23 protein-coding genes are annotated in these 23797 nt (G+C 58.6%); 5 read left to right on the forward strand and 18 right to left on the reverse strand.

What is annotated here, in order from left to right; genetic code table 11:
• Window positions 1-148: 148 nt before the first annotated feature.
• The 3 genes from codY to BM063_RS12880 form a co-directional block, all read right to left on the reverse strand.
• The gene (gene codY, locus BM063_RS12870; protein WP_092039679.1) at window positions 149-928 is read right to left on the reverse strand and encodes a GTP-sensing pleiotropic transcriptional regulator CodY; all 780 of its coding nucleotides are present in this window, start codon (window positions 926-928) and stop codon (window positions 149-151) included.
• Window positions 929-1116: 188 nt separating this feature from the next.
• The gene (gene lepB, locus BM063_RS12875) at window positions 1117-1638 is read right to left on the reverse strand and encodes a signal peptidase I (protein ID WP_092039681.1); all 522 of its coding nucleotides are present in this window, start codon (window positions 1636-1638) and stop codon (window positions 1117-1119) included.
• A 9-nt stretch (window positions 1639-1647) separates the two neighbouring features.
• Window positions 1648-2190 (reverse strand): DUF402 domain-containing protein, encoded by a 543-nt coding sequence (locus BM063_RS12880; protein WP_177199150.1) that lies wholly within the window; start codon window positions 2188-2190, stop codon window positions 1648-1650.
• A 462-nt stretch (window positions 2191-2652) separates the two neighbouring features.
• On the opposite strand from BM063_RS12880, the gene proC reads away from it, so the two are divergent.
• Complete coding sequence (gene proC, locus BM063_RS12885; RefSeq protein ID WP_092039685.1) at window positions 2653-3489, forward strand: pyrroline-5-carboxylate reductase; 837 nt, start codon at window positions 2653-2655, stop codon at window positions 3487-3489.
• Between the two features lie 136 nt (window positions 3490-3625).
• On the opposite strand, the gene BM063_RS12890 is transcribed toward proC, so the two are convergent.
• From BM063_RS12890 to BM063_RS12900, 3 genes are all read right to left on the reverse strand, one after another.
• Window positions 3626-4927, reverse strand: coding sequence for a S8 family peptidase (locus BM063_RS12890; RefSeq protein WP_425439164.1), 1302 nt, complete (start codon window positions 4925-4927; stop codon window positions 3626-3628).
• Between the two features lie 166 nt (window positions 4928-5093).
• Complete coding sequence (locus BM063_RS12895; protein WP_092039689.1) at window positions 5094-5543, reverse strand: GNAT family N-acetyltransferase; 450 nt, start codon at window positions 5541-5543, stop codon at window positions 5094-5096.
• A gap of 148 nt (window positions 5544-5691) precedes the next feature.
• A complete protein-coding gene (locus BM063_RS12900; RefSeq protein WP_092039691.1) occupies window positions 5692-6354 on the reverse strand; it encodes a hypothetical protein in 663 nt (220 codons plus the stop codon).
• A gap of 356 nt (window positions 6355-6710) precedes the next feature.
• On the opposite strand from BM063_RS12900, the gene BM063_RS12905 reads away from it, so the two are divergent.
• Window positions 6711-8768, forward strand: coding sequence for a molybdopterin-containing oxidoreductase family protein (locus tag BM063_RS12905; protein ID WP_092039693.1), 2058 nt, complete (start codon window positions 6711-6713; stop codon window positions 8766-8768).
• A gap of 60 nt (window positions 8769-8828) precedes the next feature.
• Here the strand turns inward: BM063_RS12905 and BM063_RS12910 are convergent, their stop codons facing one another.
• The 3 genes from BM063_RS12910 to BM063_RS12920 all read right to left on the reverse strand — a co-directional run bounded on the left by BM063_RS12910 (window position 8829) and on the right by BM063_RS12920 (window position 11852).
• Window positions 8829-10265: a VanW family protein gene (locus BM063_RS12910; RefSeq protein ID WP_245752267.1), complete on the reverse strand. Its 1437-nt coding sequence runs from the start codon at window positions 10263-10265 to the stop codon at window positions 8829-8831.
• A 70-nt stretch (window positions 10266-10335) separates the two neighbouring features.
• Window positions 10336-11535: an A/G-specific adenine glycosylase gene (mutY, locus tag BM063_RS12915; protein ID WP_092039696.1), complete on the reverse strand. Its 1200-nt coding sequence runs from the start codon at window positions 11533-11535 to the stop codon at window positions 10336-10338.
• A complete protein-coding gene (locus BM063_RS12920) occupies window positions 11526-11852 on the reverse strand; it encodes a hypothetical protein (RefSeq protein WP_092039698.1) in 327 nt (108 codons plus the stop codon). The genes mutY and BM063_RS12920 overlap by 10 nt, the downstream gene beginning before the upstream one ends.
• A 140-nt stretch (window positions 11853-11992) precedes the next feature.
• On the opposite strand from BM063_RS12920, the gene BM063_RS12925 reads away from it, so the two are divergent.
• Both BM063_RS12925 and BM063_RS12930 read left to right on the forward strand, forming a co-directional pair.
• The gene (locus tag BM063_RS12925; RefSeq protein ID WP_092039701.1) at window positions 11993-12982 is read left to right on the forward strand and encodes a metal-dependent hydrolase; all 990 of its coding nucleotides are present in this window, start codon (window positions 11993-11995) and stop codon (window positions 12980-12982) included.
• Window positions 12983-13071: 89 nt separating this feature from the next.
• The gene (locus BM063_RS12930) at window positions 13072-13998 is read left to right on the forward strand and encodes a mechanosensitive ion channel family protein (RefSeq protein ID WP_092039704.1); all 927 of its coding nucleotides are present in this window, start codon (window positions 13072-13074) and stop codon (window positions 13996-13998) included.
• Between the two features lie 28 nt (window positions 13999-14026).
• Here the strand turns inward: BM063_RS12930 and BM063_RS17705 are convergent, their stop codons facing one another.
• Window positions 14027-14173: a hypothetical protein gene (locus tag BM063_RS17705; protein ID WP_177199151.1), complete on the reverse strand. Its 147-nt coding sequence runs from the start codon at window positions 14171-14173 to the stop codon at window positions 14027-14029.
• Window positions 14174-14181: 8 nt separating this feature from the next.
• A complete protein-coding gene (locus BM063_RS12935; RefSeq protein ID WP_177199152.1) occupies window positions 14182-15126 on the reverse strand; it encodes a DNA-3-methyladenine glycosylase family protein in 945 nt (314 codons plus the stop codon).
• A 112-nt stretch (window positions 15127-15238) separates the two neighbouring features.
• On the opposite strand from BM063_RS12935, the gene BM063_RS18430 reads away from it, so the two are divergent.
• On the forward strand, window positions 15239-15832 hold the full coding sequence (locus tag BM063_RS18430; protein WP_092039709.1) for a four-helix bundle copper-binding protein: 594 nt from the start codon (window positions 15239-15241) through the stop codon (window positions 15830-15832).
• Window positions 15833-15964: 132 nt separating this feature from the next.
• Here the strand turns inward: BM063_RS18430 and BM063_RS12945 are convergent, their stop codons facing one another.
• From BM063_RS12945 to rlmD, 7 genes are all read right to left on the reverse strand, one after another.
• On the reverse strand, window positions 15965-16591 hold the full coding sequence (locus BM063_RS12945) for a 3D domain-containing protein (protein WP_092039711.1): 627 nt from the start codon (window positions 16589-16591) through the stop codon (window positions 15965-15967).
• Window positions 16592-16621: 30 nt separating this feature from the next.
• A complete protein-coding gene (gene yfbR / locus BM063_RS12950) occupies window positions 16622-17251 on the reverse strand; it encodes a 5'-deoxynucleotidase (RefSeq protein WP_092039713.1) in 630 nt (209 codons plus the stop codon).
• A gap of 40 nt (window positions 17252-17291) precedes the next feature.
• The gene (locus BM063_RS12955) at window positions 17292-18548 is read right to left on the reverse strand and encodes an O-antigen ligase family protein (protein ID WP_092039715.1); all 1257 of its coding nucleotides are present in this window, start codon (window positions 18546-18548) and stop codon (window positions 17292-17294) included.
• Window positions 18549-18635: 87 nt separating this feature from the next.
• Window positions 18636-19868, reverse strand: coding sequence for an MGDG synthase family glycosyltransferase (locus tag BM063_RS12960; RefSeq protein WP_177199153.1), 1233 nt, complete (start codon window positions 19866-19868; stop codon window positions 18636-18638).
• Between the two features lie 1090 nt (window positions 19869-20958).
• On the reverse strand, window positions 20959-21246 hold the full coding sequence (locus BM063_RS12965) for a hypothetical protein (protein ID WP_092039720.1): 288 nt from the start codon (window positions 21244-21246) through the stop codon (window positions 20959-20961).
• Window positions 21247-21754: 508 nt separating this feature from the next.
• On the reverse strand, window positions 21755-22036 hold the full coding sequence (locus BM063_RS12970) for a hypothetical protein (RefSeq protein ID WP_092039724.1): 282 nt from the start codon (window positions 22034-22036) through the stop codon (window positions 21755-21757).
• Window positions 22037-22297: 261 nt separating this feature from the next.
• Window positions 22298-23665, reverse strand: coding sequence for a 23S rRNA (uracil(1939)-C(5))-methyltransferase RlmD (gene rlmD, locus BM063_RS12975; protein ID WP_092039727.1), 1368 nt, complete (start codon window positions 23663-23665; stop codon window positions 22298-22300).
• Between the last annotated feature and the right edge of the window lie 132 nt (window positions 23666-23797).

Consider the following 23797-nt stretch of genomic DNA (forward strand, 5'->3'; position numbering starts at 1 on the left):
CTCTACGGCAGCCCATTCCTCCTTCGCCGACCGTTTTTATTTGCAGAAACGGAGCGGCAATTCCGATCGTTTCCAAAGACAAGCCCAAATTCGAAAAAAAGACAAAGACCCCTTCCGGAAGGATCCGGAGGGGTCTTCGCATTCTCCCTCAGTGACGGGCTTTTTCCAGCGCCGGGAGAAGTTTGGGATTCAGGATGCGGATGTAGGTTCCCTTCATGCCCAGCGAACGGGATTCCACCACGCCGGCGCTTTCCAGTTTACGCAGGGCGTTGACGATCACGGAGCGGGTGATGCCGACCCGGTCGGCGATTTTGCTGGCCACCAGCAATCCCTCATTTCCGTCCAGCTCGTTGAAGATGTGTTCCGCCGCCTCCAGCTCGCTGAAGGAGAGGGAGTTGATCGCCAGCTGGACGACCGCCCGGCTGCGCGCCTCCTCTTCGATCTGTCCCGCCCGTTCCCGAAGGATTTCCATTCCGGCAACGGTGGCTCCGTATTCGGCCAAAACCAGATCATCGTCGACAAATTTTTCATTCATGCGGGACAAGACGAGCGTACCCAGATGATCCCCGCCGCCGATGATCGGGACGAGGGTCGTATAGCCGTGCTTAAACATGTCCTTCATCTCAACGGGATAAGCCGTCAGGGGATCTTCCACGCTGATGTTGGCTCTCGGCTTTTCCACTTCCATCAGCGAACGGGCATACTCCCGAGGGAATTGCCGCTCCTTCAGGTACTTCTCCATCCGTTCGTTTTCGATCTCATGATCGATGGCAAGTCCCAACAGCTTCCCGTCGGGGTTGACAATATATACATTGGCTCCGATCACATCGCAAAGCGCCTGGGCCACTTCGTCAAAATCCACGAGGTGATGACCGACATTCTTCTGCAGTATCCGGGAAATTCGCCTCGTTTTTTGAAGCAAATCCATTTTCATTTCCTCCTCAATCTTTTGATCGCACCCTCTTTCGAAATTAGCAGGGTGTTTTGATATAATAGATATGGGGTTGATCTCCCCACTCCATTATGCAATATTTATAGACATGATCACAGTCGAGTTTGTGAACACTTTTTGACTTTTTATATTATTTGAAATTGCTTCCTGGCCTTTGGAAACCGTTACAGAAACGCGGCCAGGGACGGTCTCCAGATAATCCACTCGACCTTGCCGTCGACGCGGTCGATGGGAACCAGGCCGACGCTTTCGTAACGGCTGTCGCGGCTGGCATGCTTGTGGCGGTTGTCCCCCAGGACAAAGACGGTGCCCGGTTTGACCGTGACCGGTCCGAAGTTCCCGTCCTCGATTTTGGTGTCGATGTAGGGTTCCGGCACCGCCTTGCCGTTTCGGTACAACACGCCGGAACGGATCTCGATCCGGTCACCGGAGACGCCGACCACCCGTTTGACCAGATAGCGTCCGTCCTGGGCCGGATCCTCAAAGGTGATCACGTCACCCACCTGCGGTTCATTGAACAAGTAGGCAAACCGGTTGATGAACAACCGATCGCCGTCTTCCAGGGTGGGCTCCATCGACGTGCCGTTGACCACGGACAGGGCGAAGCCGTATTGATTGACGGCGAACACGAAAGCGAAGGCCAACAGACCCGTCCGCATCCACCTGAAAATGCGACGCTTCCTCATCTTTCACCTTCACTCCATCAAACGGGATTTGTAGGATTGAAAACGATGATACCAGCGGTTTGCCCATTCGGGAGTGAAGGGTTCTTCCCCCCTGCGAGCCATGCGGTCGACGCGCTCGACCGTCTCCTCGATTTTTTTCACCACTTCGTCGGGATAGGAATAGCGAACCCGGTTTTGGTCGAATTCCTCCCGGTCCACCCAACGGCGTTCCCCATCCTGTTCGACCACGAGATCCAGATCGTAGTCGATGTAGGACAGCACCCCGTTCCGGTACCGGTACGGGGAGGCGATATGGGTATACAACCGGAAATTTCCTTCCTTTCCGAACACGGCGAGGGTGTGATACCAATCAAAGCGGTGAAACCGGCCGATGGTCAGGCCTGAAAAAACCCATTCCCTCCCGTCCGCTTCCACCACTTCCACATTGTAATTGGCGATGACCAGAGGTTCCCCCTTTTCCAGGACCAGCGACTTTTTCCACGCGCGGTGCAAGCGTTCCCCGTGCTTGTAACTTTCGATCCGTATGACTGCTCCTTCCTCCGGCAGGATCATCCTTTTCCCTCCGTCATCTTTGCACATTCTCTTTATTGCCAAAACGTTGACAGATTAAAACAAGACAAAACATAAAATACCCAAAATCTTTCCAATGAACAACCGCTTCCCCCCTTGACACGGCGGCGTCCCTCAGGCATAATGGGTTAAACAACCGGACGGAATACGGGATAAACGCAATGACGGAGACCAGTACGGACGGCTTACCGTTCAGAGAGCGGCACTCTCAGGCTGCAAGGTGCCGCCGGGATGCCGCCCGGAACCCATCTCCCGAGCGGACGGTGATGAATCGGCACGGAGCACGCTCCGTTATCAAGGAGGCGGCCGGATTTTTCCTGCCGCGACGAGGTGGGCACGCTCGTGCCAAACGAGGTGGTACCGCGGAAGAGGAACCCTCTTTCGTCCTTGGGGCGAAGGAGGGTTTTCTGTTTTCTCGATTCCTACGTCAGGAGGGGAAACGGGATGAAGGGAGCGGAACGCATCTGTTTTATCGGAGCCGGCGCCATGGCGGAGGCGATGCTGGCCGGCCTGCTGAAAAATCGGCGGATCGATGCCGACAGGGTGAGCGTCTTTAACCGTCAGCGGCGGGATCGGCTGGACAAACTGAAAAGGACCTACGGCGTCCGGATTCCCGAGGACCGGGGAAGGGCGGTTCTTGAAGCGGACACCGTGATTCTGGCGGTGAAGCCGAAGGATGTGCAGGAAGCCCTCACCCAGTGGAGGGACTATTTCCACAAGGGCCAGCGGATCATCTCCGTCGCCGCCGGCATCTCCACGGAGGCGGTGGAGAAGATGATCGCCGCAGAGATTCCGGTGATCCGGGCCATGCCCAACACCTCCTGCACCATCGGACTTTCCGCCACGGCCCTCTGCGCCGGAAAGTGGGCAAAACCCGCGGACATGGAAGCGGCGCGTTACCTGTTCTCCGCCATCGGCTCCGCGGTCATCGTGGACGAAGAGGCGATGGACTCCGTGACCGCCCTGTCGGGAAGCGGCCCGGCCTATATCTATTTCATGGTCGAAGCCCTGGAACGGGCCGGGGTGGAGGCGGGACTTTCGAAGGAGATCTCCCGCGAGCTCACCCTGCAGACCCTCCTCGGCGCGGCTCACATGCTGATGGAGACCCGGGAAGAACCGGCGGAACTGCGCCGCAAGGTCACTTCCCCGGGCGGAACAACGATGGCCGGCCTGGAGGAGCTGAAACGCCGCCGATTTGATGAAGCGATCAAAAGCGCCGTCCTGCGGGCCAAATCCCGCTCGCGGGAACTGGGAAATCTGCTGGAACAGGGAGTGAAGTGACGAAAACCTGCCGGAAGCCCGGACCGACCAAGAACGTCGGGAGGAACGAAAAAAGCCGGGAAAAATGTTCCCCGGCTTTTTTCCTTATTTATTAATAGAGTGATCCCGCCGGTTTTGCACCCGGCCGCGGATCGCTTTATCCCGTCGCGCCGCCGGAAACCTTGGGTCTCTGAAACTCGAGATACGCCCGGGCCATGTCCACCGCCTTTCTGGCATCGAGATATCCCGCCTGATCGCCGGCCATCGGCTGGGCCGTGCTCATCAAAATGCTCTTCACGTCGTTCGGGCTCAGATAGGGGTTGGCCTCCAACATCAGGGCGACCACCCCGGCGCAGATGGGGGTGGCCATCGATGTGCCGGAAAGGTGGATATAATGTTCGCCGACGCGGTTTTCAGGCAGCAGCTCTTCCAGAGTCGAACCGGGCGCGGACAGGGAGACGATGTCGGTCCCCGGAGCGTACACATCCGGCTTCACCAGCTGATCGATCGTCGGCCCCCGGCTGGAAAAGGGCGCCTTCTCGTCGTCGCTCCGATCGGGGGTGTTCCGGTCGTCCGCCGCGCCGACGGTGAGAATGACCGGATCGATGCCCGGCGTGCTGATCATCAGCGGTTCGGGACCTTCGTTGCCGGCGGCGGCGCAGACGACCAGCCCGCTGTGCCACGCCCTCTCCACCGCCTGGCATAGGGGGTCGTCCCGGTACGATTCGTAGGCCGGTGCCCCGAGGGAGAGGGAGAGAATCCGGATTCCCAGCTCCTCCTTGTGCTCGACGCACCACTCCACCCCCCGAATCACCGTCGACAGACGCCCCCCTCCTTCGGCGTCCAGCACCTTCACGCCCACCAGGTTGGCTTCAGGGGCGGGACCGACGTACAATCCCTCCGAATGGTACCCTCCTCCCGCCGCATCCCCGGCGCAGTGGGTCCCGTGCCCATGGTCATCGTAAGCTTCCTCCCGGTTTCCCACCAGGTCGGCGAAGGCGATGATCCGGTTGTCCGGTTTGGTCAGATCCCCGTGGGGATGGATCCCGGTGTCGATGACGGCGATGGTGACGCCTTTCCCGGTAAACCCCAGCCGGTCGTGAACTTCAAAGGATCTGGTGGTCTTGGAAGCCACATCGAGAAAAGCGTGCACCTCGCGGTCGTAATAGATGCGGAAAACCCCTTCATGATCGGTCAAGTCGCGGATCGTGTCGGGGTGAAGCCGGCCGTAGCAGCCGTTCAGCAGCCGAATCTCCCCGCCGATGGAATCGCAGGACCGTTTCCGGCACCTGCGGAGGACATCCTTTCGCTTCTCCTCCTCCGCCTCCCTTTTGAAACGGATGATGACCGGAACCGCCTCGTCCCGTCCGTCCCCGCCCCTTTTGCGCCGCTTTCGGAGCTGATGAACCAGACCCGGATCAAGCGGGCGGGAAGCCTCTTCAAACCAGGCTTTGCCCAATTTTCTCACCCCCTCTACATCATTGTTTCGGCGGGAAAAAGGTCAATCCCTCCAAAAGACAAAAAAATAAAAACTATTAGAAAATGAGGAGAATCACACCCGCCCTTTTTCCCACTCTTTACAAAGCGGAAAAAGCCAAGGGAACGGGGCTCCCCCCATTCCGCCGTCATCCGGGACTGGCCTTCCTGATTATCCTCCCGTTTTGAAACATCAGTTCCTTTCCCAGTGTGGTGTCGCAAATATTGGCATATCCCAAATGCAAGTAAAAAGGGAGCAGCTTTCTCGTCCCTTCGTCAATGGTGATCCAGATCCGCTTCGCTCCTTTTTGGCGGAAACGCTCTTCCAAAGTGGAGACCAGGCGCCTTCCGATCCCCCTCCCCTGGTAATCGGGATGCACCGCCAGGCAATAGAAAAAACCGGTGCTTCCGTCCATGGTGCCGACTATTGCCCCGACGATGCGACCGTCCACCTCGGCCACCAGGACCAGATCGCGATCCCGCGCCAATTGTTTCGCCAGTTCCTGAAGGGTTTCCCTTTCCGAATCGCGTGACGCGGTCAACTGCCAAATCCGGGAAACATCATGGACATCGGACAATTGAAACGATCGAAGCAGCATGACACGATCACTCCTCTGATGGCCCGATTCTTTAAGTTTATCTCATCGAACTCCTGTTGACAATGTGCGACTTCAAAGCTTTAAAATGCCGGTTTGTCAGCCGAAACCGGGTCCGATGAACGTATCCGAAGCCTTGACACCCCCTTCGTCATTTCGCCATTCCCGCCCAGGGGAGAAAGAGCAGGAGTGAAATCGACACGAATCCCCGCAGCGGAACCTCCACCCAGCTGACAAACAGGGCCCCCAGGAGCACAACGGCCCAGATAAACAGGGACCATCCGGCCAAACCGTTGGAGACTCGCTTGTTCTGAAACATGACGCCCGTGGATATCAGACCGCTGATCGCATAACACGTGTTGCTGAACACACCCGTCATGCGGATCAGCAATCGGTCCCAAGCGTTAAAATGGCCCGCCAGCTCCGGCGACGGCATCTGCATGAACAGCTCGGAAAGGGCCGGAATGATGGTCATCTGAATCAGATCGTGCAGAATCTCCGTGGCGGCCCCGATAATCCAGATCAAGAGGGCCATCTGCAGGACGGGACGGTACATCGAATGAAATCCCGACAGCCAAATGTAAAAGGCGAGAGTGATCGCCAGCGTGGCAAACATCCAGCTTGCCCATGACCAGAAAACAGCCGTCTCGTGCTCGGCAATGTAGTACATCCGCTCCATCTGGGTACCGCGAAATGTTCCGGTGAGGTACACTCCCATCAAGGTGAGCGCGGCCACATGGATGACTGCCGCTCCCTTGAGCACCCAGGGATGCCATTCCGTCAACTTCCACCTGTGGGTTCGGCTCCAATTCATCGGCCACGCCCCCATACCAATAATTTTTCATCGATTCTGAGGACACCTAATATGTTATATATCCAAAAAAGCGGAAGGAAAAAACAACAATCGACAAATCCGGTGTCCTCACGCAGACGAAAAAGCAAAAAGGCGGCGAACGGACAACCTTCCGATAACGGGGGGCTTTCCCTGAAACTTTCGCGGAGGGGACGGTCCGATCGCTAAAGTCGCACCAGGGGAAAACGCTCATGTTATTAACAGAAACGAAAAAAACAGAAAAAGAGTTCCCTTCCGCGACAGCCGTCCCGCGGCAGCACTTCTTCCCGCTCCGCTGATGAATGATACAATGGGGAAAAAACGGGGGGCGATAAACCATGTCTTCCTCTCATCCGCAAACCGTCGTCCGATCCGTCTGCCCGCTGGACTGCCCCGACACCTGCAGCCTCGCCGTTACCCTGAAGGAGGGACGGATCGTTCGGGTCGACGGTGATCCGGACCATCCGATCACCCGGGGAACCATCTGTCACAAAGCGCGCCATTTTCCCTCCCGGGTATACCACCCCGACAGGGTGCTGCATCCCCTGAAAAGGACCGGCCGCAAGGGCGAAGGCGCCTTCACCCGCATCACCTGGGAGGAAGCCCTGGATGAGATCACCCGGCGCATGCAGGAAATCATCCGCCGCCACGGCGCGGAAGCCATCCTGCCCTACAGCTACTACGGCAACATGGGGCTGGTGAACAACGGCAGCATGGATCGCCGCTTCTTCCACCGCCTGGGTGCCAGCCGCCTCGACCGCACCATCTGCAACGTCGCGGGCAACCGTGGATTCGAAATGACCATGGGCTTCAAGGGGGCAATCGATCCGGAAGAGACCGTCCACAGCCGCTTCATCATCGTCTGGGGCGGAAACATCGTCAGCACCAACATGCATCAGGTGATGCTCTTTGAACAGGCCCGCAAGAGAGGGGCCAAAATCGTCGCCATCGACGTTCACCGGAACCGGACCGCCCGCTGGGCCGACGAATTCATCCAGCTGTATCCCGGGACCGATGCCGCCCTCGCCCTGGCGATGATGCACACGTTGATCGAAGAGGGCTTGCTGGACCACGACTTCATCCGAACATACACCACCGGATGGGAGGAGTTCCGGAAGCGGGTCGCCGAGTACCCGCCGGAACGCGCATCCCGCATCACCGGCGTCCCGGCGGAGAGGATCGTCCGCCTGGCCCGGGAATACGGCCGGACCACCCCTTCCTTCATCCGGATCGGCAACGGACTTCAGCACCACGACAACGGCGGGATGATCGTCCGCACCATCGCCTGCCTCCCCGCCCTGACAGGGCAGTGGAAGGTGCGCGGGGGAGGCGCCCTCAAGGAAAACGGGGTCTCCGCCGTCGACAAAGCGAAGCTGGAACGCCCCGACCTCCTGCCGGACCCCGGCGTTCGGACGATCAACATGATCCGCCTGGGAGACGCCCTGCTCCACGCCGATCCGCCCATCCGTTTCCTCTTCGTTTACAACGCCAATCCGGCCCGGGTGGCTCCCGCCCAGGAAAAGGTGCTTCGGGGACTGGCCCGGGAAGACCTGTTCACCGTGGTGCACGATCTGTTCATCACCGACACGGCCCGGTTTGCCGACTTGGTCCTGCCGGCCACATCCCACTTTGAAAACCTGGATGTCTACAAATCCTACTGGCACCTGTACCTTCAGCTGGCCCGTCCGGTCATTCCGCCGCAGGGAGAGGCCATGTCCAACTTCGATCTCTTCAAAACCCTGGCCAAGCGGATGGGCTTCACCGAATCCTGTTTCGACGACACGCCGGAGGACATCATCCGCCAGGTTGCGGACCAGCCCGAAAACCCCTGGATGGAAGACGTGACCTACGAGGAACTGTCCGAAAAGGGCATCGTCAAGTTGAATCTCGCCAAACAGCCCCTTTTCCCCGACCTCTTAAAAAGACACAAAATCGCCCTCTACAGCGAGCGGATGAAGGAGGAGGGGCAGGACCCGCTCCCGAAGCACGTGCCGCTGAAAGAGGGCTTCGACGCCCGGAGAAACGGCGACGCAAGGCATCCCTTCATGTTGATCGCGGGGCCCAACCACCAGTTTCTCAACACGAGCCTGGGCAATATTGCCAAACTGCAAAAGCTGGAGGGCGAACCCCGGGTGGAAATTCATCCGGCCGACGCCGCCCGGCACGGCATTGCCGACGGCGAGGCCGTCCGGTTGTTCAACCGCCGCGGAAGCTGCATCCTGAAGGCCAAGGTGACGGAAACCACGCTTCCCGGCGTCCTCATAAGCAACGGATTGTGGTGGGGAGATTCCACCTGCGACGGAAAGGGAATCAACCAGCTGACGCCCGATCGGGAAGCCGACCTGGCGGGCGGCGCCGTTTTTTTCTCCACCGCGGTCGGCATCGAAAAGGTGTAAATTCCCCGCTAAGCGTAAACCGGCGCCCTCTCGTCGAAGGCGCCGGTTTTCCCTTTTTGCTCAGGGTGAGTTTGTCCCGTTGTCACCGCCGGCGGCTCCCTGTCCTCCGTCACGGTTTCCGGATGGATCGCCTCCCGTTTGATTTCCTCCGTTATTTCCGGAGGAGCCGCCGGAACCGCTCGAATTGCCGGAATCTCCCCCTTGGCCGGAGCCGCTTGCGGGAGATGCGTCATCGGTCGGTTTGTCGGGGTCCACTTCCACCTGTTTCGCCTGAAATTTCGGGGCCGGCGGCACCTGCCGCTGAACCACTTTGGCATCCGGGGTGGTATAAATGGAAACCGTGATAAATCCTTCACCCACATAGGTTTTGATCATGATGGGTTTTTCCAGGCTGTTCATGAACCGGAAATCCGGTCCGCCCCAGGACACCGTGGCATCCCGGCCGGCGGGGACATAGGTCACTTCCTTGCTGTGGGAATACCGGACCGTCACCCGCAGACCGGCCGCATCCACACTGTTGTACAGGGTGGAGGAGGTTTGGCAGATTCCGCCCCCGATCCCCTCGCTGTATTCGCCCCGAACGATCACCGCAGCCGGCTTGTAGCCCCGATCCGGCGTGCGCTGCCCGACCACCTGGTTGAAGGAGAAGGTTTCTCCCGGGTTGAGCACCAGATTGTTGATCGCGGCGGCGGACAGCCGAATATTAGTCGTCCGGTTCACGTTGCTCGCATCAAAATAGGTGGTGTAGCGACCGATGCGCCTCTGGTTGACCGCGCGAAGGTCCTTCTCCGTCACCCGGGGTTTCTCCGCGATGAAGGGAATTTCCTGGGGTTCGTTGAGATAATCGGACAGATGAGGCAACCAGTTCTCTTCGATTTCCTTCAGATCCATCCTCCGCCCCTCTTTGGCCGGTTGGATGGGTGCCCCCCATCGCTCCATGCGGGCGTCCTTCGCCGGTTCATCCACCTCTTTCTTGATCTCCTTCAGCCATTTCTCCAGTTTCTCCCGGTCGACAGTGGCAATGTCCTCTCCGTCATATCCGATCGACCTAAGATCCATCTCCCATTTCTTTTCCCCATCCTGAAGGATGAGCATCGCCGGTTCCGGAGGCTTCTCGGGCAAACGTTCCGTCTCCTGCCGCGCCGGCTGGACGGCCTCCGTGGTCTTGGCCTCCCCCATGAAGGCGAAGGCGGTGAGGGAACCGGCCAGAACCAGCACCAACGCCAGCGTCACGCCGGAAACGGCGCGGGGATTCAACCGGTCCAGGGGCAGGCGGCGGATGAGCGGCATCCTCTCCAGCAGGCGGATCAGGCCCTGTCCCGTCCGGTCAAACACCGATTGGGCGCCCTGTTCCCCCAACCGATCCTTGCGGGATTGTCCGATCCTCCCGATCCTCGTTTCCCCCGCTTCCCCTGCGGCCGAACCTTCGCCAGCGCGCCCTACGACACCCGATGAAACCCTGTCACCGGATTTCCCCATGCGTTCACGCTCGTCCACAGTTCCTCTCTCCCTTTGATTTCTGAAAAAACGGTGAAGAAGGAAACTACCTTCCCTTTCCCTTCCATTTTCAAGTTTCCAAACTCAGTTCCAATTGAACCGGATCCTTGATGATGGACAGCGCCTTTTCATACACCTTGGGCAGGGCGAGAAAATCCAGCTCCTCCTCGGCCACCCACCTCCATCCCGGCGGAAGGGGGCGGGTCGGGTCGGCCGCCCTGCCGCTCACCACCACCGCCCGCCAGCGGCGGTGGCTGAAAACATGTTCCACCTGCCCCAAAACCGGTCCCGGTTCAATCGGAAAACCCTTCTTTTGAAAATATCGCCCCAGAGTTTCCCGGGGGGAATCATCCTTCCCCCTTTCCACCGTCGGCAGTCCCCACATCCCGGCCAAAAGCCCCTGGTCGGGCCGCCGCGCGAGCAACATCCGCCCGTCCCCGTCGACAACCCATCCGAATACGACGGAAACCGGCTGCGGCGCCTTACCCTTGCGCTTGACGGGAAAATCCCTCACCCTTCCCTGCGCGTAAGCCCGGCATTCCCGAACCAGCGGGCAACGGTCGCAGGCCGGGGAGGAAGGACTGCAGACCAAGGCGCCCAGTTCCATCAGCGCCTGATTGAAATCCCCGGGGCGATCCTCCGGGATCAGTTCCATCGCCAGCGCCTCCATCCGGCGCCGGGTGGCGGCCCGGGTGATATCCTCTTCGATGGCGAAAAGTCGGGAAAAGACCCTCATCACGTTTCCGTCCACCGCGGGAACGCGCCGATTGTACGCGATGCTCAGCACGGCGCCGACGGTGTACGGGCCCACTCCCTTCAGGCGGCCCATCACCTCCCGGTCATCGGGCACTTTGCCTCCGTAGGAGGCGACCACCTCCCGAACCGCCGCGTGCAGATTGCGGACGCGGGAATAATATCCCAGCCCTTCCCACGCTTTGATCACCTCCTCCTCGGAGGCGGAAGCCAAGTCCTTGAGCGTGGGGAACCGTTGCATGAAACGCTCATAGTACGGGATCACCGTGTCGACCCGCGTTTGTTGCAACATCACTTCGGACACCCATATTTTATACGGATCCCTTTCCCTGCGCCAGGGCAGGTCCCTCTTGTTTTTGTCATACCAGGAGAGCAGCTTTGTGCGGAACGCATCCACAACCTCGGAATCCAGCCGCTCTTCGCCGGACTTTTCCACAGCCTCCCCACTCCTTTGCCCCAAAACCCCGGTCCGCTTCGACAATCGCTGACCGATTTTATCCTTTTTCTTCAACCGCATCCTTTTATCCTGCCAAAGGTCCAGGCTTGGATCCCTTTTCCGTCGATCCAGTCCTTCATCCTTATAAAAATCCCCTCCTCCGATCTCCTGCGCCGGTGAACAATCCGCTCGGCGGCATCCCTGCTCCCCACGCGGATCACTTCCACAAACAGCCCCGGCTGATCGCACCCTTCCAGAAACTCATGCTCCTTCACCGGCGCGATTCGCGACGTCGCTTCCCTGATTTCTTCCGCATGGCGAAGGAAGATGTCGCGCCGGGAAGGATCGATGCGGTATTCGACAAAAACCGTGAAGGTTTCGGACCCGTGGGTTTTCATCCTGAACCCGCTCCTTTCCCGAATCCAGTTTACCAAAAACGGCCCGGCCTGTTGCCCGTCAAAGGGTGAACGAATAAAGCTCCCGGAAAGGTTTATCGCTTATAATAGGTTTATAACCGGCTAACAGTCAGGAGGTTGTCATGGACACGGGGACTCACTTTGCGATGGGCATCGGACTGTTCGGCCTGGCACACCTGGATCCCGCGGTGGCTTCCCATCCGGTCACGGCGCAGGCCGTGCTTTTGGGGACGGTCCTCGGTTCCCAGGCTCCGGATTTTGACGGATTGTTCCGCATCAAAGGCGGCGCGGCTTATATCCGCCAGCACCGGGGGGCCAGCCACTCCTTTCCGATGGTCTTTGTCTGGACCTTCCTGATCGCCTCCATCCTTTCCCTCACCCACGAGGGGGCAGCCCTATCCTCCCTCTGGATGTGGACGTTTCTTGCCGTCGCCGTCCATGTTTTGTCCGACTGCTTCAATTCATACGGAACCCAGGCCCTCCGCCCGCTGTCCCGCCGGTGGATCGCCTGGGACGTGCTCAATATCATCGATCCCTTCATCTTGACCGCCCACCTTGCGGGATTTCTTCTTTGGTGGCGGACGCAGGTCCATCCCGGCGTTTTGTTTGCCGGAATCTACGGCCTCATTATCCTCTACACGGCATGGCGGTGGCGGATTCACCGCTCCCTGGTGCGAATGGTTCAGAAGCAGGCGAAACAGGCCAAACGCATCAGCGTCCTTCCCACGATCCGTCCCTCCCGTTGGAAACTGGTGGTGGAAGAGGAGGGCCGGGTCCGATTCGGAGAGATCCGCCGGCGGCGGATCCGGTGGACCGACGAAATCGCGGACACCGACCGGAATCACCCCGCCGCCCTGGCATCCCTGAAGGACCCTGACATCGCCTCCTTTCTCCATTTCAGCGATTACGGGTATGTGCAGGTGCAACCTTTCGGGAACGGATACAAGGTGCGCTGGGCAGACGTCCGTTACTACCACAAGAAACGCTTCCCTTTTGTTGCCGTCGCCTATTTGGACAACGACCTGGAAGTGATCAGCTCGTATATCGGTTGGTCCTCGGAACAGCGTCTGGAAAAGAAAATCCAGCGTTCCTGCACCATTGAAACCCTTTGAGAAGCCGCGCCTGCTCGGGCCCCGCCGGCAGCGGGGCTGTGCTATAATGATCACTGTCGTACTCACTACGCCGCAACCGAGGTGAACTTATGAACCCCAAGATGCCCGCCATCGACGAATCCTCGAACACCGCCAACCTTTCCGGCTTCAGTTGGGTGGAAGGGGCCGAAAAAAAGATGTGGGCCGTCATCAACAATCCGGTGGACGCCCTGCTCCTGCCCGTCGCCCGAATCATCCTGATCCTCTTCCTCACGTATGTGGCGCTGCGGTTCACGGGCAAACTGATCGACCGGATCTTTCAGCTCAAGCGGATCGACCGGAAAAAGGCCCTGACACTGAGCAAACTGATCAAATCCTTCGCCCGGTACGCCATCTACTTCGTCGCCGCCCTCACCCTGCTGTTCAACATCGGAATCGACCCGACGCCCGTCCTGGCCAGCGCGGGAATCCTGGGACTGGCCATCGGGTTCGGCGCCCAGAACCTGGTTCGCGATCTGATTTCCGGCTTCTTCATCATCTTTGAAGATCAGATGGAAGTGGGCGACTACGTTCAGATAAACGGAAAAATCTCGGGGACCGTGGAGGAAATCGGAATTCGCGTCACCAAGATCCGCGAGTGGAACCAACGCCTTCATTATCTGTCCAACGGCGAAATCCACCACGTGGCCAACTACAACCGGGTGCAGATGCGCCCCCTGGTATCGGTGACCGTCCCCTATGAATCGGATCTGGAACAGGTGGAACGGATTTTGGGCGAAGTGTGTGAGGAAATCGGCAGACGATACGCCCCCCACCTCCTGGAGAAACCCACCATCTACGGCGTGACGGATCTCGGGGAATCGGGCGTCCAATACACGCTGATGGCCCTGAGTCACCCGGAACAATACTGGATGATCGAACGGGAATTGCGCCGGGCGATCGTGATCGCGTTCCGGAAACACGGGATCGAAATCTCCTATCCGCGCCGAATCCTCCAAAACGGAAACTCCGAAGGAAACGGAAAAACGCCGGGTTGAGGCGCTCAGCCCGGCGTTTTTCGCTTGATCAACCCAGCAGATGGACAACCCAGGCAACCCCTCCGGCGGCGGCCACCGAAATGACCGTCCACATCCCGATTCTCCGGACGTCCCGCCTCCAGGCGACCATCGGGTCCACGAACTTCTTCTCTCTTCTCCGCTGTCTTCGCGCCATTTTTGCTCCTAACCTCCCGTTATCGCATCCCACAGATAAAAGGTGGCGTAACTGCGCCAGGGCGCCCAGGCCTCCCCGATCCTCCGGACCTCTTCTTCCCCCGGCCGCTTAGCCAAACCGTAAACCTTCTGCACCGCCCTGCGCAGTCCGATGTCGGCGGCGGGCAGCAAATCCGGGCGACCCATCCCGAAAAGGAGCAGGCATTCCACCGTCCACCGGCCGATTCCCCTTAAGGGAAGCAGGGTTTCCATCACCTCTTCGTCGCTTCGACGGCGGAGTCCTTCCAGATCCAGCGCACCTTCCGCCACCATCCGGGAAATGTCGATGACATACTCCGCTTTCCGGCGGCTGAACTTTAGCCGGGTCAAATCCTCATAGGAAAGGGCGGCCACCCGATCCGGCGTCGGAAAGACGCATACGGACTCCCCGTCAAATTCCACCCGTTCCCCGGCCAACTGCATCAGGCGGTCGATCAGGGTGCCGGCGAAGGCGAGATTGAGCTGCTGACTGATGATCGTCTTGATGAGGCACTCGTACAGGGTGGGATCCAGCACCGGGCGGAGCCCTTTACGCTTCCGGACCACCGGGGCGAGCAGCTCATCCTGCTCCGCCCGGCGGTAAAAGGGGATCAAATCCACATCGGCGGAAAACATGCGGCGGAGTTGTTCCTTAAGCTCCCGCCGCTCCTCCGGCGTCACCGCCTGGTGAATGCGAAACTGCAGGAAGGGCGCCTGCCAGCCGATCTCCACCACGAAGGGTCGCCCCTTCGCGCGAAGGGTCCGGTAAAGGATGCCCTTCCTCACAAAATACCCCGATTTTTGCAGATGAAAAAGCCGCCGGACCGTCCGTTCGAAGGAAAAGGGCGGACGCGGCTTGATCCGAAGGGTTTCCATGAACCACACCACCGATCGAAGCCGTCGGGGAAGATGGACCTCCCGCATCATCCTTTTCATTTTATCATCCTTTCGACGGATGCAAAAGAAAAGTCCCCCGCGGGGGAAGGCTCCGGGACGAGGCTCCGGGCATAGGGATAAGAATGATACCACTTGCCCGGGAGGAATGAACATGATCGCCGCTTTACGGCACTGTCAAGATCTTTGCGATCAGGCATCCGCCGTGTTGGTTGCCTCACCCGATGCCGCCCTTCGCAGAAAACAGCTTCACTTGCTCCGGGAATGTGCCGATGCCTGCTCCTCGGTCGCCCGGACCCTGTCTCGATCCGGCTGCATTTCCGAAGAGACGGCCCTCCGCTGCGCCCGCATCTTAAGGAAATGCGCCCGGGAATGCATGAAACACCCGGACCCTTTTTCCCGGCACTGCGCCCGGGCCTGTCTGTATGCCGCCTTCGTCTGTCGGTACTGTACCCGAAAGGGGAGGACCAAATTAAAGGATCACGGGGGAAAACCCTATGTGGTGGACATTCATCGGGCGGCCAGGCAGAATCGCACCTTCCGCACCGCCCGGTGGACGGAGAACATCCGCAGTAGAAAATCGATGTCGGAGACGGCCTGGAAAGGCCCCCGGCTGGGATCGTTTTCTTTCTTATTGAACAGGGGCCGGTTTTCGCGGGCAAACACAGGGACCGGCTCGATTTTGAAGCGGAAGCGCGTGACGATGATGCCATCGTGGTCCCTTGCGGCACCTGACACAATGTCATGACACGGGGGATTGGCCGCCGAGCTTTGCTCCGTTTGCGCGCCGCCGGAGCTTCCCTTCGGCACGGTCAACAAACCGAAAAACGCCGCGAAATCGGAAAAATGATCAAAGCCCGCCTTTTGAAGGCGGGCCTTTTCATTCGACGATCGCCACGCGAACGCCCTTCTTCACGCCGAACTGCAGCGCTTCCTCCAGATCGTTCATAAACACGTCGATTCGCTTTCCCTTGATGGCGCTTCCGGTATCCTGCGCGACAAAATAACCCAATCCCTCGATGTACACCCGGGAACCGATGGGGATCACGGAAGGATCGACGGCAATCGTCACTCCTTCCACGGCGGGGGCGCCGCTGGAGGTGATCCCGTAGGCCGGATGTCCCGGCGATTTGCCGGTGGACTCCGGACCGGCGGTGTAGGCGGTCAGGGTGAATTCTCCCAGATCCCGTCCGTAATCCGCCGGCAGCAGGGCGGGCCGGGCCTCCCCTTTCCTCCCGCTTTCCGCCTCCCGCTTCCGGTCGGGAACGCGGAGAACTTGCCCCACCCGGATCAAGGAGGGATCCTTTAGCCGGTTCATGCGGGAGACGGTTTCCACATCGGTCCCGAACCGGCGGGCGATGCTGTACACCGTGTCCCCCTTCTCCACCTTGATCGTCGCCCATCCGCTTCCTTCGGCCTCCGCCCGGGGCAGATCCCGCCCGCCTCCGACCGTCAAACCGACGGCCAAGGCCAAACCGAGAGCGGAAATCAACCAGCGTTTGGTCATGACGGATCCTCCCGTGATAGATTCGTAGACTCACTGTCCATCATGACCGGTTTCGATGGCGTTTATACCCGGGTTTGATTCTTCGCTTTCCGCCAGCTCGTCCAAACTTTTTTCGAAACTGGGGCCGAAATGTTCCAGGAAATAATCGACCTCCGGCATCTTCAGCCTGCGGATCCTCTCCTCGATCTCCCTTTTCGCCACGAGAAATTCCCGGTTGCCCGCCGCGATCTCAATCACACATTTCAGGTAGGCATCCAGCAGATCCGCCCCCTTCACCCAGCGAAGCAGTTCCGGATCCGGATCCCGAAAGAAAGGGCGGTACGATTCCCGAAGCTCCCCGGGCACCATCTCGCACAAACGCTCCGCGGCCAGAGATTCCAATTCCCGGAACCCCTGCAGGATGGTCCGGTTGTGATGCTTCACCGGACTGGGAATGTCCCCGGTGATCACCTCCGTCGCATCGTGGTAGAGGGCCAGCAGGACCGCCCGTTCCACCGGCACCTCCTTCCCGAACACCCGGACGGCGATCGTGCACAGGGCATGGGTCAACAAAGCCACATGAAAGGAATGCTCCGCCACATTCTCCGGAACGGCGTTCTGCATCAGCCCCCAGCGACGGATCAGGCGCAACCGGTACAGATACGCGTAGAATGGATTCATCTCTTTCGATCCCCCCGTAAGGTTTCGATGGATTGCCGCCTCAAGATGCGGACGATTTCCGCTGGTCCTCCGTCACGCGCGGGGATGGGGCGGGCATTCGGCACCGCCGTTCATACTGCCAATGGATCAGGATCACGCTCAGGAAGAACAGACTTCCCACCTGCGGGGCGATGATCGTGTAATCGTACATTCCATGGCCGAGAAAAGCGAAGATCAGCGACAGCATCATGCCGGACAGGCGTTTTTCCTCGAGCCGGATGGCCATCTTGCGCCATTTCCGGGCCCGGTAGACGGTCAATCCGATCATCAGCAAAAAGAGGACAAGCCCCACCACGCCGAATTCCGTCGCAACGCCCAGAAAGATGTTGTGGGCGTGATAAATATGTTTGCCCGTCAATTCGGCAAAGACCTGACTAAAATGAAGGGGAAGCACCCCGAGCAGCCAGTGATCCTGAAAGATGCGAAAAGCGTTCTGCCAGACAAAGATCCGCACGGTGATCGTCGCAAAGAGCGTCTCTTCCCGGGGAATCAGCGTCTGGTTGGTGTAAATCACGTATCCCAAAAGAACGAGAAAGGCGAACAGCAGAACCGTCCTGCGGCGGTTGCCGGTCATCCATACCTGGACCAAAAGCCCGACGGTCAATCCCACCCAGGCTCCCCGGGAACCGGTCATCCAGATGGCAACACAAAATAAAAAAAAGGCGGCTAAGGCGGCAACCTTCTGCCAACGCTTCTTCAGAACCGAAAAGGCGTAGGTGCTGATCAGAGCCAGACAGATCAACAATGCGGCCGCCAAATTGGAATTGGTCGACGTTCCCACACTGCGCGTCAGGTCATTTTGGTAAATGGCGGAATACCCCAACAGCCGCCCCCACCAGGATGCCTCCTGGGAAATCCATCCAATCCCCTGCAGAAGGACGACGACAGCGATATACAAACCGGCCACCCAGAACAAAAGGTACAGCCGTTGAATTTCGTACCACGACCAGTCCAATCCCCGTTTGATCCACACCGCGAGCAGATAATAGGCCAAAAACACCGCCATCGGGATCAAACCGACGGGAATGCCGTAAATCCAGGAAGGATTGAAACACCAACTGATCGCGCTCAAAAGAAGGAACCCGATGAAGATTCCCTCCGGAAAACCCCGGATCGGCCAGGGCCTCTTGACGAAAAAGGGAGTGAGAAGAGCGATGATCAACAGAACAACCGGAGGCAACCACGGGGAAATGATGATGGACAGGATCAGAGCCTGAATCATCCGGGCTGCCAGGTTGTCAGGAAAATCCCTGCTCAAAGGCACAAACTCCTTTTTCAATCATATTTGAGTACCTAATGGATTATATACCAGCGCTTCCTGATTTGGCAACCGACAGCATCCGCATCAACGCCTGCCGACGTGGATGCCCGAAGCCGAAAGTCTGGAAGGGGATTCGCCGATCATCTGAAGCACCGCTTCCACGCTGCGGGACGGATGGATTTTCCTCCGCCACTCGAGCATGGCCTGGCGGATCGGGGAAAAACATTCGGGGTTGCTCAAAAACCGATCCAAAATCTCATCCAGGTGATCCTCCCCCTCGAGCCGCAGCGCCAAGCCGTTTCTCGTCAGGAACTGACCGTTTTTCTCCTCGTGCCCGGGGATCGTCCCGTACAGGAGGAGCGGCTTCACCTTGGCAATCGCTTCGGTGCAGGTCATCGCTCCCGGCTTGGTCAGAATCAGATCCGCCGCTTCCATCCATTCGGACAGGGACTGGATGTAGCCGGTGATCCGGATGTTCGGGTGATCGAGCATCGGATCCGAAACAAGCGATCGGTACAGCTGACGGTTTCGTCCGGTGACCACCAAAATCTGCATGTGATTCCGCCACTTGACCATCGTCTTCACCCATTGTTCCATGCCGCCCAGCCCCAATCCGCCGCCCATGATCAGCACTGTGGGAAGCTGGCGCAGCCCCAGACGCCGGCGAACCTCGGCCTGATCTTCTTCTTCCCAGAAGACCGGGTCGGTGGGAATGCCCGTGACGATGATCCGTTCGGGATCCGCCCCGAGACGGATCAATTGGTTCCGCACATGGTCTGCCGGCACCAAATAACGGTCCGTTTGAGGATGCGCCCAGGATCCGTGGGCGGAGAAATCCGTGATGACCGTGCACAGCTTGAATCCCCACCCCTGTTCTTTCAGCCGGGCCACTCCGAAGGCGGCGAAGGGATGGGTCGAAACGACCAGCCGCGGCCGATGAAGGGTGATCAGTTCCGCCAACCGGGTGTACAGGGCATAGCGGATAAAGGATTGCAGCGAACGGGGAAACGACTTTTCCCGGTGCCAACCGTAAAAGGCCCGCCAGATAAAGGGCGTTTTCCGTATAATCCCCAGGTAGGAGTCCACCAACAAACGGTTCATCCGGGGGCGAAGCACCCGGCCGATCTCGACCAGACGAACATCCACACCCGCGTTGGCCGACCGTATCCCCCGCAGGATGGCCTCCGCCGCCCGGGTGTGACCGGTGCCGAAATTTTCCGATACCAGCAGGATGTCGCATTTTCCGGCGGAATCCAAGGTGTGGACCGGCCACCCGTCTTCCGCGAGGGAAGCCCTTGGCCGCGCAACTTGAGCCATTACCATCTCCCCTTTGACCTGAAAAAGCGTGAACTTCGCCCTACTTCGGCAAAACGGCGTTCCCGGACGATCCGTTTCACGGACTTATTATACCACTTTTCCCTACCGGGTTTTCCCGGGGGAGGAGGATTTTTGGAAGTCCATCCCAAAATGCGCTCACATCTTCCCGCACCCGGGGGAAAGGGCACGGGGGGTTCGCCCGAAGCGGAACGGTCAACGCAGGCGGTGCATCGCCGGGGGAAGAGCGCACACAATACGGAGAAGGGCGAAAATGCCGGGTTATCTCCTGCGTTTGGGGTCGAATCATCGGGATCGCTTGCGACACACAGGACCAACCCTTTGATCATTGACGTTGAACCGGTTATTAGCTTGCCGTTTCCCGTTGGACCACAAAAATCATCTATGGATGCCGTTTGCAAGTATATACAAGGCCGGGATGATCCCTGCCTTTTGCCGCCTGACCGATTTTTCCGCTTCTTCCGAAGAGAAAGGGACATGGCGGCTTTATTCAGGATCAGCCATCGCGGCGACGCGATCGGGTGAACATGGAAATTACATCACTCACGAAAGATTGTGAATCCCGATTTTCCCACGGACATCCTGCAATTCCCGAAACGGCTTCCTCCAGACGATCAGAAAGGGGCCGTCAGCTGCGACGAATCAGTAAAAAAGCGTCCCGCGGGAATCCCCTTCAATTCGCCGCATCATCCCGGGTTCCGTCGCTTTTTTCTCATAATCGACCACCCGTCGATGCTTCCTGCGTCCTGTCCGCCAAGCACCACCTCATCATGCTGAAAAGGACTGTTTTCAAGAGGCTCCTTCAGGTTCCGCCGGAGTCTTGTCATAGGCGGAGGATTCCCGGCCGAGCAGAAAATCCACCGGCACCTCGAAGAAGTCCGCCATTTCTTCAGCACCCGCAGACGGTTCGCGTATCCCCGCTCGCAATTTGACGGGGACTGATTGGCCCTTCCCAATTTGTAAGCCACCGTTTCCGACGACTTTCCTTTCTCTCAGAATTCGGATGCGATCCGTCAGTCTCCCCGACGGGCCGTTTGTTTGGTTCTGTGGAAGGCGGGGAAGAAAAAGGGTCTCAGGGTTTGTAGATGTCGTTGCCGGCCTGTTTTTCAAGGAGTTCGAGGAGCTTTCTCCTCTCTTCTTCATCCTCGATGCTTTCGATGTACTTCTTGAAATAACCGTCGGGCAAGGGGTGCTCGCGGAAGTACATTGCAAGACCTGCCCGGATGATCACGGCACTGGGCACCTCCTCATCTTGAGATTCGGTCTCATAGGCCGCCTGCGCATCCAGCCGCGCCTTCATGAGCGGAGGCAATGTGAAGAGCTGCTTGACGTTCTTGTGCCTCGCTTTTGGCCGTGCCATTTTCCTCCCTCCCGATTGTCCCGGTATTTGTTCCGTTTAAGTATATATCACAGAAATATAATGATCAAATTAAAAACGATATTCATATATAACAAATGGACCGGCTTCGCCCGGCTGTGTAAAGGGCAGGAGGCGGAATGGGATGAAGCATGAACGCACGACCATCCAACGAAAACAGGGGCGGCCGATCACCATGTGCCGAACGCCTCCGGAAAGCGGACAGAAATTGCGATCCACATCGACAAGACGGCGGTCGTAATGCTGATTCGCAGAAAGAATCGGAAGCGAAGGGAGAATTTTTCCGTTCAAGAACCGGATCAACAGACAGCGGCTGAGGAAAAGCGGTCGGCCCGTTCAGGTGAACTTCGCCAAAGCGCTCGGAAAAGTTGTTTGAGCGGAGGGAAAAAATCACCCTTCCTGCCCGAGCGGGAAAACCAAAAAATGCGACCCGAAAGGTCGCGGGCGGCGATCAATCTGATTCACACGGAAAAATGTCCTGCCCGGGGCTTCAATCGTTTTTGGAAATCTCCCCCTCCGCGAGGGGATCGGACATCTCCCCTTTTTGGACCAGCTCTTTGCGGATCTCGTCAAGGGCTCCCTTGCCGAGCTCCTTTTCGATGATTTGTTCAAAAGCCTCTCTGCCGACCATGGAAATGGTGTAGTTGATGACGCCGTTGGTTTCGTTTGTTTTTTTCTCCGCGATCCGCCGAAGGGCCTCGTGCATTTCCTTGGGGACCGCGATGATCATCCGTTGAACCTCCCTCTTGCGGGGGTTCTTCGGCCTCGCCATGGAATCCCTCCTCGGGGTTATCCATAAAACATCTTTGTGATGATTTATTTCAATCCCATGATATCCTCAAAATCATCAGCCGCAAACACGGCCGGAGGAAAGCCGGTGGCTGACAAGTCCGGCTGGACAGCGCCAATCGCGGACAGCAATGACCGCTCTAACACCAGGCGGCCGCATTCCCAGCCATGGTGCAGGAAGCCCCTTCCGGCTCCGAAAGCGGGGAAGCGGGCGACAACGGGGCGCCCCCCATCGGCGGACAGGCTACTTCGGCTCCAACAGCGCACAGCACTCCACGTGCCCCGTCTGAGGGAACATGTCCACCGGCTGCACTTCCCGGACCCTGTACCCCAGCTCGGACAGATATTTCGCATCGCGGGCGAGGGTGGCGGGATTGCAGGACACATAGACGATTCTTCCGGGCTTCATGGAGGCCGCGGTCTCCAAAAGCGCGGGATCGCATCCCTTCCGCGGCGGATCGAGCACGATGACGTCCGGTCTGATCCCCTCGCGGTGCCAGCGGGGCATCACCTCTTCGGCCGCCCCCTCTTCAAAGGTGACGTGGCCCATGCCGTTGAGGGCGGCGTTTTGTTTGGCGTCCCGGATCGCCGCGCCGACGACGTCCACGCCGTAGACGCGCTTGGCGCGACGGGCGAGATAAAGGGCGATGGTTCCGATGCCGCAATAGGCATCGATCACGGTTTCGACGCCGGTCAGGGCGGCGTATTTCGCCACCTGATCGTACAAAACCTTGGTCTGGACCGGATTGACCTGAAAAAAGGAGTTCGGGGAGATGGCGAACACCACGTCCCCGATCCGGTCATAGATGACTTTTCGTCCCCACAGCAACCGATTCTCCGGACCCAGGATCACATTGGTCCGTCTTGGGTTCACATTTTGGACGACGGATTTCAGCCCGGGAATCTCCCTGCGCAATTCCTCCACCCATTGTTGCCGGCGGGGGAGATTCTCCCCGTTCGTCACCAACACCACCATGCACTCCCCGGTATGAAAGCCCGTCCGCACCATCACGTGGCGCAAAATCCCGCAGTGATTCCGCTCGTCATAGATGGGGGTGTTCAGGCGCCGCGCCAGTTGTTTCACTTTACGGATCACCCGGTCGTTCAGCGGATGCTGGATCAGGCAGGCGTCCGTATCCACAATCCGGTGCGACTTGGGGGCGTAAAAACCGGCGACCACCTTTCCGCCCTCCATCCCGAAGGGAACCTGGGCTTTGTTTCGATAACCCCAGGGATGATCCATCCCGATCACGGGATGGATCATCACTTCCTCCATCCGTCCGATCCGGAAAAAGCTGTCGCGCACCTGCCTTTCTTTCATCCGCAACTGCTCGGCGTAGGACACATGCTGCAGCTGACATCCCCCGCACTTGCCGAAAACGCCGCAGGGAGGCGCGGAGCGCTCCGGAGACGGCCGAATCACTTCCACCATCCGGGCGCGGCCATGGTTTTTCTTCACCGCCTCCACTTGCGCCAAAACCCGTTCCCCGAGGACGGCAAAGGGAACAAACAGGGTAAAACCTTCGTATTTCCCCACCCCTTCACCGGAGTGGCTGTAACCGGTGATCGTCAGTTCAACTTTCTGTCCCGTCTGCACAGGCTGTTTTTCCATATCCGACTCCCTCTTTTGGCGAAAAAGGCCCCGCTTGCTCGGCAGCGAGGCTTCCCTTCAAGTTCACCTCGTCGCTGGACGCCGTGGACCGGGCCCGGAAGAGGTGATGAAAACGTTTCCGAAGCTCCGAAG

It is taken from the genome of Planifilum fulgidum (genome assembly GCF_900113175.1).
GTDB lineage: Bacteria > Bacillota > Bacilli > Thermoactinomycetales > DSM-44946 > Planifilum > Planifilum fulgidum.